Genomic DNA, 15,141 nt, shown 5'->3' with positions numbered 1-15,141 from the left:
CAAACTGGAGTTTGAGAAAGTAAAAGCTCATTTTGAGTAAATGAAATGGCATTTTGAGTAAGTAATCCGGCATTTTTACTTAGTTCAATATGAATTTTAGTCTAGGCGATACCTTCTCTGCGAGACGCTACGCGAACGGTAAGCTTCGCTAACGCACTTTTCAGTTTGATCACGGTACGCTTTGCACAAAACTAGCTTATTCTGGATTTGGGGGGAGGCGATGCCTGCGGCGGGCTTCGCCTACGCGCAAATATGCTAAATTTTCACGAGTAGTAACAGTATTGGGATGATTCACGCCTAAATGTCGTTCATAAATATCCAAAGCTTGCAGATAAAAAGGTTCGGCTTCACTATATTTTTCTTGGGAGTAGTAGAGTCCTGCTAGATTGTTAAGGCTAGTGGCAACATCAGGATGTGACTCTCCCAACAGGCGTCGCCATAGTTCCAAAGCTTGTAGGTACAGGGTTTCTGCTTCGCTGTATCTTTCTTGGGAACAGTAGAGTCCTGCCAGGTTATGGAGGCTAGTGGCAACATTAGGATGTGACTCTCCCAGCAGGCTTCGCGTTAATTCCAAAGCTTGTAGTGACAGGGGTTCTGCTTCGCTGTATCTTTCTTGGGAACGGTAGAGTGCAGCCAGGTTGTTGAGGTTAAGTGCAACATTAGGGTGTGACTCTCCCAGCAGGCGTCGCCATAGTTCCAGAGCTTGTAAGTACAGAGGTTCGGCTTCACTGTATCTTCCTTGGGAGTGGTAGAGTAACCCCAGGTTGTTGAGGTTAAGTGCAACATTAGGATGTTCTTCTCCCAGTAGGCGTCGCGTTAGTTCCAAAGCTTGCAGAAACAGAGGTTCGGCTTCGCTGTATTTTCCTTGGGAGTAGTAGAGTTCTGCCAGGTTGTTGAGGTTAAGTGCAATATTAGGATGTTCTTCTCCCAGTAGGCGTCGCCATAGTTCCAAAGCTTGCAAGTACAGGGGTTCGGCTTCACTGTATCTTCCTTGGGAGTTGTATAGTGCAGCCAGGTTGTTGAGACCTTGTGCAACATTAGGATGTTCTCCTCCCAGGAAGCGTTGCCATAGTTCTAAAGCTCGCTTTAAAAAGGGTTCTGCTTCGCTGTATTTTCCTTGGAAGTAGTAGACTAACCCCAGGTTGTTGAGGCTAATGGCAACAGATGGATGTTCCTCTCCCAGTAGGCGTCGCGTTAGTTCCAATTCTTGCAAATACAGGAGTTCGGCTTCACTGTATCTTCCTTGGGAATTATATAGTGTAGCCAGGTTGTTGACACTAGTGGCAATATGTGAATGTTCTTCTCCGAAGCGTTTTTTACTGATTTCTAAACACTGCTCTAACCAAGGTAAAGCCTGGTCGTACAGTCCCTGACCATTGTAAAACCAAGCGTTACCGATAAAAGGCAAAATTAAATTTTTATCGCTGACGTATTGAATGAGATTGTTGGCGACTTCTGCTAGATGAGGTATGGCAGGGGTAACATCAGTGATTTGCTGAAGGGTAAGAGTGTAGGGAATCTCATTAGCAACTGCTACCATTACCCGACAAAGCGATCGCTTTAATTCTTCTGCCTGTTCTAAATCTGTAAGCTTATATTGAAAAAACTCTCTTAGCAGCTGATGCAGTTGGTAAATTCCTTCACCTTTACGCTGTAGCAAATGCAGTTTCAGCAAGGTATCATCTCTAATTTCCTCTAACTCTTCCTCGTCTTCATCTGGTAAACACTGTTCCACCAACTTCCAAGGTATAGGTGCGGCGGCAAATAAACTCAGCAAACAACCAAGCTGCTTGTCATTATCCTCTAATTCCTGCCAATTCAACTCAAAGGCAGCTAATACTCCTCCTTGTGCTGTCATATCGGCTTCTGGTTTAACAAGGGCGGGTTGTTCTAGTCGCTTTTTCTCCAACCGCCGCAACATCTCTGTTAAAGAGAGGTCTTGTTTTCGCGCCAAATATCGCCCGACTAATTCCAAACCTAAAGGCAAATATCCTAACCACTCACACAACTGATTTGCAACAGCCAATTCTTGCTCAATTCGCTGTGGTGTTTCTTTAAAAAATGACTTTAATAAATCCAGCGCTGCTTTTGCTTGCAAGACATCTAAAGATAATTGCTTAATAGATGCTCCTAAGTGTTGGCGCGTGGTAATCAACACTTTAAATCGAGAAGATGGCAAAGGTAGATAAGGCTTAACTTGTTGATATTCTCCAACATCGTCTAATACTAGCAGCACATTACCTTCGTGCCAAAGCCGAAAGCAGTATTGCACTTGGGCGAGTATATCAAAATCTTCTGGTGGGTTTAAGTCAAGCTGCGTTCTGGCAAACTGCACAACTTGAATTCCTACATCTCCAGCCTTTGCCAGCAACCAGCAAATTCCACCCCTGTAAGTTTTGCGGTGAGCCATTGCATATTGTAAGGCCAGTTCTGTTTTACCCAGTCCACCCATGCCAGCAATAGCTGCAATTACCACCTGATTATTTTCCTGCAACATCTCATGCACGATTTGCAGTTCATCTTCACGTCCAACAAACTTCACCACTCCACTTAGGGGAATATTCTCATAAAGCGTAGGCGTGGGTTTGGGTTTTGGATTGTTACGACGTTGCACGCCTGGTAATTTTTCTCTACAGCCTTGCCATTCTGCATCAAATTTCTGCAAGTTTCCTACTTTGTTGCCTTTGTCGCACCAAAGCGTTAGCCGAAAGTGCCAATCCTCCGAACCTCGCTTGTGTTCGCGCAAATCTTCCAGAATACCCAAAAATTCAATAAGTGCTTTTAGCGCTTCTCGAACTTGTTCTTTCTCTAAACCACCAAGTTCCGCTAATTCTCTCAAACTTGTCCTAACAATTACTTCCGTTTCTGACTTCCAGTTAGGCTCATTTATAAATTGAAATTTCTGGCTGTCTTCTAAACTGTAATCGGCATAAGCCAAAAACCTCTCTAACAGCTGCCTGACTCGCGCTTTGACATCATCACCATAGCTAACACGCGCCATAGGTCACTATTGCTCAATTTTGCGACAAAGTTTGGGGAATCCCCAAACTAAATCTATCATCCCCAAACTCAAACTACTAGATATTCAAGCATTACAGCCAACAGACAACTACTTTTGCTTGCACGTACTACCCCAAATTTATCGTTCCTTCAGTGTTAAAGGTGAAGCGAATGAAGGCAACGAAATCCGTCAACATTGAGAAGCTGGTGACAGTTTTGTTATTTGTAATTCCCCTAATTGCAGACTGCTTAATGCCAGGTTCAGGTCTTGTCATTGAATTGGTATTCCTGATTTGGGAATTGCTGGAACCAGAGGAGACAAAGGAGGATGATTTAAAAGAATAAGCGGGAAATGTGACATTTTGCACTGCAACAAACCCTTACCCGCAGCCCCATTCCTTACAATGGAATGGGGTTTTATTCACTTTCCTTCTTCAGGGAATCTCAAAGTCAACACACCAACTGATGCATGATACCCAACTGCTACCTCGGATTAATGCCACAGCCAAGAGAGAAAATGGTAAACAATATTATGTAGATGCCAAGGGAAATCGCTTTCCCAGCGTGACTACAATACTTAATGCCACCAAATCACAAGCAGACAGAGACAGATTATTAAACTGGAAAGCGCGTGTTGGTACAGAAGAAGCTACCCGCATTTCTACAACTGCTAGTCGTCGGGGAACCCAAACACACAAACAAATTGAGCGCTACCTCCTTGGTCAAAACCCTGTTTGTCCCGAAGCCAGTCGCCCTTATTGGGAGAGTATCAAGCCAGTTTTAGAACAAATCGACACTGTTAGACTCGTGGAAGGCTCTGTTTTTCATCATGATTTGGGTTATTCTGGCAAAGTTGATTGTATTGCTAGCTATCAAGGTATTCCCTGTATTTGCGAGTGGAAAACAGCAGACAAACCCAAAGGCTCAATTGAGCATTTATATGAACATCCACTGCAACTTACGGCATACATAGGAGCAGCTAACGAGTATTATGGAGATTATGGTATTCAGTTAAAGCACGCTCTCTTGGTAGTAGCGATTCCAGAAATGCCAGCTGAGGTATTTTGGTTTGAATCAGCAGTCATAAAAGATTACTGGGAGCAGTGGGAAAAAAGAGTCGCCCAGTATTGGGAACACAAAAGTGTTTGGGGTTAGTCAGTGGCATTGCAAAGAATACGCTTGGGTTAAAGCCAAAAAACAAAACCAGCGTAGGTTGGGTTGAGGAACGAAACCCAACATTTTTTGTGGTTTGTTGGGTTTCACTTCGTTCAACCCAACCTACAAATATCTGAGTATTGGGAACGCAGAAGTGTTTGGGGTTAGTCAGTGGCATTGCAGAGAAGTTTTTAGCAGATATGGAAATTTCCCAATTTAAAGCTAGAAGCAATTATTAATAATTAAAGTAAAGGAGTCAGCAATCGAGAGACTCTTACAGCTAACTTGAACCAAAAAGGTTTTTTATCGTACTCATTAAGATCAACAGCAACACAAACAGCTAAATCATCCTCTAACATCTTTTTCACACTTTGGACAAACCCAGGCTCAGTAACAAAACCCATAACTTCAAAGTTGAGAGAAAAAGAGCGATTATCTAAGTTAACAGTTCCTACCCCTGCTATATTCTCATCAATGGCTATAATTTTCTGGTGCATAAACCCATTTTTGTAACGATACAACTTGATACCGATTCTTTCCATTTCGGTGTAGTAAGAGAAGGAACATAAATAAACAAATAAATGATCGGGTCGATTTGGTAAGATAATTCGCACATCGACACCTCGCATTGCTGCCAGTTTTAAGGCTGACAATGTTGCCTCGTCCGGCACAAAATATGGACTAGCAATCCAGAGGTGAGTTTGAGCTTGATTAATTAATTCCACGAAAAAAAGCTTACAAGCTGGTAGCGAATCTGCTGGGCCTGTAGGAAGAATGAATGCAGTTTGATTAGTTTCCCGATTAATCTTTACCTGCCAGTTAACTTCGAGAAGTTTTCGAGTCGCCCAATACCAATCTCGCACAAAGGAGTTTTGTAGACTTTGTACAGTTGGGCCTTCGAGCATCATGTGGGTATCACGCCAGGGACTCAAGCGAGGATTTCTTCCTAAATATTCGTCACCAATATTCAGCCCACCTACAAATGCTATTTCTCCATCCACCACCAGAATTTTCCGATGATTGCGAAAATTAAATTGGAAGCGATTACCCTGACCTTGGGTGGTGTTAAATGCACTTATTGCAATTCCATGCTGTTGTAGAGACTGGATATAAGAGCGAGATAGTTTCTTTGAACCAATTTCATCGTAGAGAACGTAGATATTTATTCCTTCCTTGGCTTTAGCAATCAATGCTTTTTTAAACTCATTACCTGATTGGTCATCGTTAACAGTATAGGATTGCAACAGAATATAAGTTGTCGCCGATGCAATCTTTTTCAGCATTGCTTCATAGGTTTGCTGACCATCAATCAGTAATTCGGCAGCATTGCCTGATGTGAATGAAATTTCTGTAAAAGCCTCCGCTAATGGTTGCAACTCGGCTAGATTATCTGGTGGCGCAACCTGAAATTTAATAAGTTCACTATAAGTCTCATGAACAAGCTTGTAATGTTGTGCATAGACTGAACGCAGTGTTTCAGCATATCCATGAAATTTAGTTCTTCCTAAAATCCAATACAACGGAATCGCTAGCCAGGGGAAGGTAATTAAAGAAATGCTCCAAGCAATTGCCCCTTGGGAAGAACGCACATTCATCACTGCATGGGCTGCATGTGCAACTCCCACGATATGAATAAAAACTGTAGCTGTGCTAAAAATAGCTAGAACACCACCGTCTACAAGCATCTTAATTTTTTTGAGTATTGGTATAAGTAAATTCTGCCAGCAATGGTTTGTGATCGGATGAACAAATTTTGTCTAGCACCTTAGCACTGGCTTTCTTGGCAGTGAGATTTCGATAAAAGATATGATCTAAAGGGGGTGATAACAGGAAGCGTTTAATTTTCTCCTTTTCGTGAGGTGCGAAAATTACTGGCGTTAATCCCAAGTGAGTTGTTACTTGATTGAGGATAACTGCTCTTTTTTGACTCCAAGTATTGAAATCTCCTGAAAATATTAGTGGCCCACGATGTGTAGATAACGCTAGCTCTAATTCTTTTAGTTGTATTTTAAATTTATTTAAATCTACAAAATTGATCAGATGACTATTTATTGTCAGAAGAGTTGTGCTTTTATCAGATAGCAGATACTCAGTAACTAAAGAAATTTTAGGAGTTTTAACAATCGGCTCATAATGTTTAGTAGTTATAACTTTTTTTGTAAGTGGGCTGATTGTAGCTGCTGTTAAAATTCCCGAATAGCTTTGATGATGAATATCTACAAAGTTAGGTGCAAAATTCCAATTCATTTTCAGCCAGTTTTTTAATTGATCTGGTTCTAGCCTTAGGGAAAACTCTTGTAAAAATATGAGGTTAGGTTGGTAAGTTTCAATTATTGTTGAAAAATCTTTTAACCAAGTTTTATTATAGTTTTGTTTAGCAATATTCCAACTGAGAACTTTAATTGAGTTACTATTAATTTCTCTTTGGAGGGAATGATTTTTATCAATTGTGAGTTCTTGTAAACGAAGAAATCTATAAGATGGAACAAATTTGGTAACGAGAGTGTTTACGTGTTCTTGAATATTAGACATCACTATCAATCCATTACAGCTAATACAGCTTTCGGCAATAATTTATCTTTAAACCAAACAATCCTGGCGGGGACATCATTTAATTTTACTCCCGCCTTTTCTAAATTAAGTCGCTCGGAAATTGCCAAAATTAAGTCATCACGTCCAGCCCGCCGCACCTGAGAAAACTTCTTTTGTAAATATTCTGGTCGCCAATAACCAACAATTTCTAATAAGAAGGTACGTCCATCACCATGTACTAAGCGAAAATCCGGAATCATCACACTACCGGGGATTGGTATCAAATCAACTTCTCGCTCTAACGCCCAACCACTTTTTAAAGCATCCCATTTATCAGCAAATGATGCTTCTAGCATACTATCGTAGGGCTTACCTGGCGGATAGTGAGATACCAAACCACATTCGGAATTGAGAGTAAAACGTCCAGTTTTCCAAGTATTTGTATAAGCGTCACGGGTTTGGAGAATGGACGAAAGGCTCCATTTAGTAACGTGAAGTAAAGCGGGAATAAGTTTAGCGATCGCTAACCCATATCGCGTACTAGGATTAAACAAACTCGTCGGCCCGTCAATGGTAATTGTAAACCCGTGGTCAGCATCACCTTCAATATAAGCCATCAATTGAAACAACTTTAAATAGCGAAATAACAGCTTATATTCACCTGGAACATTCCGGTGAGCATTTAATACAAGTTGACTGGCTTTATAAAATACTCCCTGCACCTGAGATAAGTTATATCGATTTAACAAATCTGACGCTGTTGGTGCATCAAAAACAGTCAAAATCTTATTCTCAGATAAATCAGCATAGAGTCCATTACGAACCTGTTCTAATAAAACTTCTCGCTCAAGTTCTTGAGTTAACTCATCAGCAATTTTACTCAGAGTAACTTGGGTTGATTCTCGACTAGAAACAGACTTTGCAGCTAGCGAAAACACCCGTTCTCTTAACATTTGTGGTTCCAGCGGACTAACCACCTCAAAAGTGCAAAAACTGCTTTTGAGAATATAAGCTAATCCCCGCTTCACCCGATAATCTGTAGAATCTCCTTCAAAATCAGTCAGTTGTCGCTCAAGCACACCTTGAGTCTTCCCCACTGCTGATTGAAAATAATTAATTAACTCAATCGCCAACTCCGAAGTTTTCTGATCAATCTTCAGTCTCTTCGGGATGATCTCCTCGCCGTTTTGGCGATGCATCAGTAAGTCTGTCGGTAACATCTGAATTTTGGATTTTAGATTTTGAACTTCCGGTTGAATAATTAATTTCTAACTGTTCCGCAGCCTTCAAACTCCTTTCCTTCCCACTCCCATACACAACCTGTAACTTCCCTTTCTTCTCTTGTTCTTCCCCTGTTCTCCCTGCCTTTCTCTCCCCTCTCCGCCTAGCCGAAGTGCCTTCTTCACTTGTATCCTCCGCCACCACCTCATATAAAATCGCCTGTTTATTCTCAATATTCCCCTTCCGCAAAACCCTACCCAATCGCTGAGTATACTCCCTAGCCGAACCTGTTCCCGATAAAATAATCGCTACAGAAGCCGCAGGTACATCAACCCCCTCATTCAACACATGAGAAGCAACCAAAGTATTATATTTACCCTCTCGAAACTTTGTTAATATCTCATGGCGTTCCTTCACAGGAGTTTGATGAGTAATTGCCGGAATTAGCAACTCTTGAGAAATGCGGTAAACTGTCGCATTATCAGCAGTAAAAATCAAAATTCTTGCCGGATAATGTTCTGCCAATAAATTAACCAGAATTCGCAATTTACCATCAGTACCCAAAGCGATATCTTTCGCTTCTCGGTGCGCTAACATCGCTCTCCGTCCAGATTGCGATCGCGCACTCATTTGCACGAACATTTGCCAACCTTGCAAACTCCCTAAAGAAATCTTGGATTGCTTCAAAAAGTCGTTGCGGGTTTGAATTAACTGGTTGTATCTTTCCCGCTCAAGTTGCGATAACTTTACCTTAATTTGGACAATTTCATGTTCTGCTAACGCCTTCCCCGCCAAATCTTCAGCGCGTTTGCGATATACTTCTTGGCCAATGAGGATATTTAAGTCAGCGTGTTTACCATCGGTGCGTTCTGGTGTCGCGGAGAGTCCCAGGCGATAAGGTGCGATCGCATATTCAGCAATCACCCGATTAAAATCTGTGGGTAAATGATGACATTCATCAAAAACCATTAACGCATATTGATTTCCCAACGTCTCAGCGTGAATTGCTGCACTATCATAAGTTGCAACGAGAATGGCTGTTCTATCCCGCGAACCACCTCCCAGCAATCCCACCTCAGCATCGGGGAAAGCCGCCACCAAGTGTGCATACCACTGATGCATTAAATCCAAAGTTGGCACTACAATCAGCGTCGTGCGCGGCGTTGACTGCATCGCCATTTGCGCCAAATAAGTCTTTCCCGCCGCCGTAGGAAGCACAACAACCCCTTGTCTACCCGCCAGTTTCCAAGCCGCTAGCGCCTCAGTCTGGTGGGGATAGGGTTCCATTTCCAGGCTGGGAACCAAATCTACGGGATAAAATTCCTTCGCCTCATCGATAAAACTCACATCTTCTGCTTGTAGTGCTTCTACTAGCGATCGGTATCTAATTGCGGGAATGCGGAATTTTTCAACTCTATCATCCCATGTGGCGTAGTCCATCCAACCTTTGCCGCGTGGTGGTGGATGCAAAATTAATGTGCCACGATCAAAATTTAGTGTAGGGGTACGAGCCATGAGTATTGGGCATTGGGCATTGGGTATTGGGTGTTGGGCATCGGGCATTGAGCATTGGGCATTGGTAATTATTTCCATTCGCCATGCCCCATGCGCTATGCTCCATTCCCTAGTCCTTTGATTACTAATAACGCAAAAAGTGCATGATTCATCCAACTAACTCCGATAAAACCCAACTAGATGTGCTCATTCGTCATGGAATGTCTGATCGGCAAACCAACAATAACCTTACCGAATCCTACAAAGAACAAAGATAAAGCTTTCTGCTGAAACGCCTGCAATTGCAGGTGCAGATTATGCTAATTATTTTCTTAATTCTGATTCTTTTTCTATTTGCGTAATCTTACAATTACAAGGCAAGATACAGTTTTTAAGATGGGTTTATTACTAAAAATAATCAATTTTATTTATTGGGTTTTATGTAAAATTTCTATTGATTGCCACCATCCTAAACTTAATTTTTTTGAGTTTAGGATGGTCTGTAACTTGTGTTCTTCAAATTCATATATCTTTGCTGTTTAACGATCTATAATCTAAAAGCAATATTTGGACTCTAATGTTTCTCACTCAGGCTACAATCATTCCAGTCCAATGGTGGATACATTTCCTTTCGCATCCGTATTGGCATTAGTACAGGGTCAGTAGTAGCAGGGGTGATTGGGCTGAAAAAGTTTGCTTACGACCTTTGGGGAGATACAGTAAATACTGCTAGTAGAATGGAATCACACGGTATAGCAGGTAGTATCCAGGTTTGTGAAGCAAGTTATCAGCTTTTAAAGGATAAGTACTTATTGGAGAAATGAGGTTTAATTAAGGTTAAAGGTAAAGGTGAAATGATGACTTATATACTACTAAAGGAAATTAATTTAAAACTTTAATCAGTCTATACTTTTTGACAGAGACTCAAAAACAAAATATATAATTAGAGCAACAATTATCAGGTTATTTAACCTTTGCTAAAACTAAGTTTTACTACTTTAGATAGATTCGCAGCAACTAACTGCTTAAATGTGTATTTTTCCGATGCATAATAGGTGTTGAGCGATGTCTACGACGGGCTACGCTTACGCAATGTCTAGCTGATTTTGGGAATAATCCTTTAGCTAGCTGCAAAAAGGAGAAGCCACATTGAAAGGAACACGTTTCCTTCTAGCGCACTATGCTGTAACGTTATTGGCTGTTGGTAGCGCATTGCTACTAACACTACTGCTACAGCCACTACTGGAACCAACTATTTTCCTGCTATTTTTTGCTGCCGTGGCGGTTAGTGCCTGGTATGGCGGCATGAAAACAGGGTTACTGGCTACTGCTTTGTCTATTTTAGCCGTTAGCTACTTTTTCTTAGAGCCAGTGTTTTCGCTCTTTATTGATAATTTAGACAGCATAGTGCGGTTAGGCTTGTTTGTGCTGGTGACAATACTGATAAGCTTGCTGAACTCAGAGTTAAACACTGCCAAACAACATCTTCAAATGAGTTTGCAGAAGCTACAGGTGAGCGAGGCAAGGTTTAGAAGGTTGGTAGATTCCAACATCATTGGGGTAATTGTAGCTAATCTGGACGGGGCGATCGCAGAGGCAAATGATGCTTTTTTACGAATGGTAGGTTATTCGCAGGAGGATTTGCTAGCAGGGCTTCGATGGCGCGACATGATACCACCAGAATATATTGAAGCTAACAACAGTGCGATCGCAGAACTCACCACTAAAGGCGTGTGTCAGCCCTTTGAGAACGAATACATCTGCAAAAATGGCAGCCGCATTCCCATCTTATTAGGTTCTGCCTCGTTAGAAAATAATCCAGATGATGTTATTTCTTTTGTACTGGATTTAAGCAAACGTAAACAAGTAGAGCTTGCCCTTTGCAAAAGCGAAGAACGCTACCGCGCTTTTTTAGAGCAGAGTTCAGAAGGTATTTGGTGCATCGAACTGGAAGTACCAATTTCAGCAGATTGTCCCGAAGATGAACAAATTCAACATTTTTACCAATATGTTTACTTAGCAGAATGCAACAATGTTATGGCGCAGATGTATGGCTGTTCTCGTGCCGAAGAAATTATCGGTGTCAGACTAGGAGACTTTCTTATTCCCTCCGATCCACATAATATTGCATACCTGCGTAATTTTATCCGTTCTAACTACCGACTAATTGATGCAGAATCCCACGAAATAGATAAGCAAGGTAATTCCAAATATTTTTTGAATAATCTGGTGGGAATTGTCGAAAATGGTCTTTTAGTCGGAGCGTGGGGAACTCAACGCGACATCACAGAACGCAAGCGAGCAGAAGCAACACTGCGCCAACGAGAAGATGAACTGCGCCTAATTACAAATGCTGTGCCCGTACAGATTTCCTATGTTGATATCCAGCAGCATTATCGCTTTAATAACAAGGGATATGAAGACTGGTTTGGGCTTCCTGCTTCCGAAATTTCTGGTAAACACATTAAAGAAATTTTAGGAGAGCCAGTTTATCAGTCGATTCTTCCTTATGTAGAAACGGTACTTTCAGGAGAGCAAGTAACTTACGAAACCCAATTACCCCATAAAGATGGTACAAACCATTACGTGAATGTCACTTACGTTCCCCAGTTCAGTCAGCAAGGGAAAGTTGAAGGATTTGTTGCTCTAATCAACGATATTACACTTCACAAGTTAGCAGAAGCAGCTCTCAAACATAGTGAGAAACGGTTAAAGATACTCACCGAAAAAGTCCGGGTGATTCCTTGGGAGGTAAATGCCACTAGCGGGAATTTTACCTATGTAGGGCCGCAAACCTTTGATATTCTTGGCTATCCATTGTCAGACTGGTACATCGATGATTTCTGGGCAAAACACATGCATCCAGAAGATGCGGAGTGGGCTATCCAGTATTGCCAAGAATCTTCTCTATCACTGAATAATTACGAATTTGAATACAGAATGTTGGCTGCTGATGGCAGAGTTGTATGGTTGCATGACATTGTGAATGTGGTGCGGGATGAAAATGGGCCGCAGCTACTACATGGATTCATGATTGACATTACCGATCGCAAGCAAGCAGAACAAGAACGCGAACACCTGCTTGAGCGCGAACAAGCAGCACGCGCTGATGCAGAAGCTGCAAACCGCATGAAGGATGAGTTTCTTGCCACACTCTCCCACGAACTCCGTACACCCCTAAACGCTATACTGGGCTGGACGCAGCTACTTAGGACTCGCAAGTTTGATGAGGCTACTACTGGTCGGGCACTAGAGACTATTGAGCGTAACACTAGATCCCTGGCGCAATTGATTGAAGATGTTTTAGATGTCTCGCGGATTATTAGAGGCACACTTCATCTAAGTATGCAACAAATAAAACTTGTACCACTTATAGAGGCGGCAATCGATACTGTGTACCCAGCAGCCCAGGCCAAAGAAATTAGCATCAACTGTAGATTCGACCCGGAAGTAGGGGTAGTTGTGGGAGATGCCAACCGCTTGCAACAGATTGTGTGGAATTTGCTCTCCAACGCTGTCAAGTTTACACCCAAGGGCGGAAAAGTTGATGTGCAATTAGTGCACATTGAATCCTGTGTGCAAATTCGGGTGAGTGATACGGGAGGGGGAATTGCTGCCGAATTCTTACCCCATGTATTTGAACGCTTTCGTCAAGCTGACAGTTCCAGCACACGATCGCATGGTGGACTAGGATTAGGGTTAGCGATCGTCCGTCACTTGGTAGAATTACACGGTGGCACAGTCTCTGCCGAAAGTGCAGGAATTGGACAGGGGGCGATATTCGTTGTCAGTCTGCCAATTAAAGCTATTTAGGAACTTGCGAGGATGGGCGGGAAATCTCGGTAGCGGAGGCTTGTTTAATGGGAAATTATAGAGAATTGGTATGAAGGATTTAGCATTGCGATCGCTGTCAGATTAACGTGACATTGTTGCAATTCTCTATACAAAAATTTCTAAGTTTCTATTAATTTTTGGTGAAGTTACCTCAAATACCCAAGGTTTAGCGGTATTATTTACCAATTGTCTTTAATAAAAGTTACCAATCAATCGGGTGCTGTCTCCATACCTTTACTTTTCAGCGGTGATGGAGGCGATTTTGCTTTGTCAAAAAAAGTGATGAATTAAAAAATATGTATGGAAAGCTTTTTGCCGGGCAGTAACGCTGTCCCTGGATTGAGTGCGCCCAAACTAGAAATAAACTGTTCGCCGCACTTCATACCCTGGTTGCAAACGCAGTTTGTTAGCTTGGCTTTCACTACCTATCAAACTAATCGTCTGTTTTTCATCGGTTGCAATGAGCAAGGGCGAGTAGCTGCTCGCGAGCGATTGTTTGATAAACCAATGGGAATGTATGCATCAAACAACAGTATATATGTTAGCACGCGTTATCAAATTTGGCGATTTGAAAATTTACTCAAACCAGGAGAAATCTATCAACAAAGCGATCGCCTCTACATCCCTCGCACGGCATACACCACTGGCGATTTGAATGTTCATGATGTCGTGCTGGATGATGCAGAAAAGATTGTATTTGTCAACACAGATTTTAGTTGCCTGGCTACCATCAGCAACGACTACAGCTTTGTTCCCCTGTGGCAACCGCCGTTTATTTCCAAGCTAGCCGCCGAAGACCGTTGTCACCTCAATGGGTTAGCGTTGCGCGATGGCAAACCAAGATACGTCACCGCCTGTAGCACCACCGACACCGCCGCAGGCTGGCGTAACCACCGAGTAGGTGGTGGTGTAGTAATTGATGTGCAAACCAACGACATCATTGCCACTGGGTTATCCATGCCCCACTCACCCCGCTGGTATCAGGGTAAACTGTGGCTGTTGAATGCGGGGACAGGAGATTTCGGATACCTGGATGATGGCAAATTTGTACCTGATACCTTCTGTCCTGGGTTTGTGCGGGGGCTGGCATTTTGGCAAAACTTCGCCATTGTGGGGCTATCGAAATTGCGATCGCCTACCTTTAGCGGACTACCTCTAGAAGAGAGGCTGACTACTCTAGGCACGACTTCCCAGTGTGGGCTAATGGTAATTGACATCAACACTGGGAATACAGTCCATTGGCTGCACTTAGATGGGGTAGTTGAAGAACTCTTTGATGTAGTAGTGCTACCGAGTGTGCGTCAACCCCAGTGCTTGGACTTCCAGTCAGAGGATATCGAACGCCTAGTCACCTTTCCCGGTTCTGGTGGCATTGTCACCACTAAACCCACGGCAAAACGCCCTAGTGCAGCAGGAAAAGCACCCATCGCTGGCTTGCCTCGCCAATTGTGGGAAAACGCTAATACCACAGCATCGCCATCCAACACCGAAGATTCCCCCCATCCCTCCAAATACCAACGCGTCTATCACCTGACAGCCAGCAGCCTAGCTGGTTACGATGCCTTTACTTTTCCCAGTTTGCAGCAAAGGTGGCAAACCCAACCCCAACGGGGTGAATTGGTGGGCATCTCGGCATCCCTGGCGGGGGAAATGGTGGGATTTGCCATTAATGCCTTGCAGGGGTTGGGGCAGATGGAACAAGCGATCGCAGCCTATCAAAAACTGCTAGCAATAAACCCCAACGTTGCCCAAGCACACTGCAATCTAGGCACAATCTGGCAGATTCAGGGGAAGACAAAGAAAGCGATCGCTGCCGATCGACGGGTAATTCAACTCAAGCCCAATCTGGCGGCAGCGCAGCAAAATCTCACGAATCTGCTCACTCCTGTGGGGGAACCATGAACC

General features: G+C 42.8%; 11 protein-coding genes. 6 read left to right on the top strand and 5 right to left on the bottom strand.

What is annotated here, in order from left to right; genetic code table 11:
• Nucleotides 1-196: 196 nt before the first annotated feature.
• Nucleotides 197-3,001 (bottom strand): tetratricopeptide repeat protein, encoded by a 2,805-nt coding sequence (locus tag RM347_RS10845; RefSeq protein ID WP_322721830.1) that lies wholly within the window; start codon nucleotides 2,999-3,001, stop codon nucleotides 197-199.
• A 31-nt stretch (nucleotides 3,002-3,032) separates the two neighbouring features.
• On the opposite strand from RM347_RS10845, the gene RM347_RS10840 reads away from it, so the two are divergent.
• The 3 genes from RM347_RS10840 (at nucleotide 3,033) to RM347_RS10830 (ending at nucleotide 4,155) form a co-directional block, all read left to right on the top strand.
• Nucleotides 3,033-3,200 (top strand): hypothetical protein, encoded by a 168-nt coding sequence (locus tag RM347_RS10840; protein ID WP_322721829.1) that lies wholly within the window; start codon nucleotides 3,033-3,035, stop codon nucleotides 3,198-3,200.
• The gene (locus RM347_RS10835) at nucleotides 3,172-3,345 is read left to right on the top strand and encodes a hypothetical protein (protein ID WP_322721828.1); all 174 of its coding nucleotides are present in this window, start codon (nucleotides 3,172-3,174) and stop codon (nucleotides 3,343-3,345) included. Before RM347_RS10840 ends, RM347_RS10835 begins: the two co-directional genes overlap by 29 nt.
• Nucleotides 3,346-3,465: 120 nt before the next feature.
• On the top strand, nucleotides 3,466-4,155 hold the full coding sequence (locus RM347_RS10830) for a PD-(D/E)XK nuclease family protein (protein ID WP_322721827.1): 690 nt from the start codon (nucleotides 3,466-3,468) through the stop codon (nucleotides 4,153-4,155).
• Nucleotides 4,156-4,397: 242 nt separating this feature from the next.
• Here the strand turns inward: RM347_RS10830 and cls are convergent, their stop codons facing one another.
• Genes cls through RM347_RS10810 form a run of 4 tightly spaced genes read right to left on the bottom strand, consistent with a single transcriptional unit; the run spans nucleotide 4,398 to nucleotide 9,423 of the window.
• Nucleotides 4,398-5,840, bottom strand: a complete 1,443-nt coding sequence (gene cls, locus RM347_RS10825; protein ID WP_322721826.1) for a cardiolipin synthase — start codon at nucleotides 5,838-5,840, stop codon at nucleotides 4,398-4,400.
• 1 nt (nucleotide 5,841) lies between these two features.
• Nucleotides 5,842-6,687 carry an endonuclease/exonuclease/phosphatase family protein gene (locus RM347_RS10820; RefSeq protein WP_322721825.1) on the bottom strand — a complete coding sequence of 282 codons (846 nt, stop codon included), beginning with the start codon at nucleotides 6,685-6,687 and terminating at the stop codon, nucleotides 5,842-5,844.
• Nucleotides 6,688-6,692: 5 nt separating this feature from the next.
• A complete protein-coding gene (locus RM347_RS10815) occupies nucleotides 6,693-7,907 on the bottom strand; it encodes a DUF790 family protein (RefSeq protein WP_322721824.1) in 1,215 nt (404 codons plus the stop codon).
• Complete coding sequence (locus RM347_RS10810) at nucleotides 7,837-9,423, bottom strand: DEAD/DEAH box helicase (RefSeq protein ID WP_322721984.1); 1,587 nt, start codon at nucleotides 9,421-9,423, stop codon at nucleotides 7,837-7,839. The genes RM347_RS10815 and RM347_RS10810 overlap by 71 nt, the downstream gene beginning before the upstream one ends.
• 602 nt (nucleotides 9,424-10,025) lie before the next feature.
• On the opposite strand from RM347_RS10810, the gene RM347_RS10805 reads away from it, so the two are divergent.
• The 3 genes from RM347_RS10805 (at nucleotide 10,026) to RM347_RS10795 (ending at nucleotide 15,138) form a co-directional block, all read left to right on the top strand.
• Nucleotides 10,026-10,226, top strand: coding sequence for an adenylate/guanylate cyclase domain-containing protein (locus tag RM347_RS10805; protein WP_322721983.1), 201 nt, complete (start codon nucleotides 10,026-10,028; stop codon nucleotides 10,224-10,226).
• 325 nt (nucleotides 10,227-10,551) lie between these two features.
• Nucleotides 10,552-13,215, top strand: a complete 2,664-nt coding sequence (locus RM347_RS10800) for a PAS domain-containing sensor histidine kinase (protein ID WP_322721823.1) — start codon at nucleotides 10,552-10,554, stop codon at nucleotides 13,213-13,215.
• A 321-nt stretch (nucleotides 13,216-13,536) separates the two neighbouring features.
• On the top strand, nucleotides 13,537-15,138 hold the full coding sequence (locus RM347_RS10795; protein WP_322721822.1) for a TIGR03032 family protein: 1,602 nt from the start codon (nucleotides 13,537-13,539) through the stop codon (nucleotides 15,136-15,138).
• Nucleotides 15,139-15,141: the final 3 nt, after the last annotated feature.

The organism is Nostoc sp. ChiQUE02 (assembly GCF_034531305.2).
Taxonomy (GTDB): domain Bacteria; phylum Cyanobacteriota; class Cyanobacteriia; order Cyanobacteriales; family Nostocaceae; genus Nostoc.
This window is presented reverse-complemented; position numbering and strand designations above follow the sequence as displayed.

Bases quoted from the DNA above. Each gene is read 5' to 3' on its own strand.
- RM347_RS10845 (WP_322721830.1), bottom strand. From the start codon at position 3,001: ATGGCGCGTGTTAGCTATGGTGATGATGTCAAAGCGCGAGTCAGGCAG.
- RM347_RS10835 (WP_322721828.1), top strand. From the start codon at position 3,172: ATGAAGGCAACGAAATCCGTCAACATTGAGAAGCTGGTGACAGTTTTG.
- RM347_RS10830 (WP_322721827.1), top strand. From the start codon at position 3,466: ATGCATGATACCCAACTGCTACCTCGGATTAATGCCACAGCCAAGAGA.
- cls (WP_322721826.1), bottom strand. From the start codon at position 5,840: ATGCTTGTAGACGGTGGTGTTCTAGCTATTTTTAGCACAGCTACAGTT.
- RM347_RS10820 (WP_322721825.1), bottom strand. From the start codon at position 6,687: ATGTCTAATATTCAAGAACACGTAAACACTCTCGTTACCAAATTTGTT.
- RM347_RS10815 (WP_322721824.1), bottom strand. From the start codon at position 7,907: ATGTTACCGACAGACTTACTGATGCATCGCCAAAACGGCGAGGAGATC.
- RM347_RS10810 (WP_322721984.1), bottom strand. From the start codon at position 9,423: ATGGCTCGTACCCCTACACTAAATTTTGATCGTGGCACATTAATTTTG.
- RM347_RS10795 (WP_322721822.1), top strand. From the start codon at position 13,537: ATGGAAAGCTTTTTGCCGGGCAGTAACGCTGTCCCTGGATTGAGTGCG.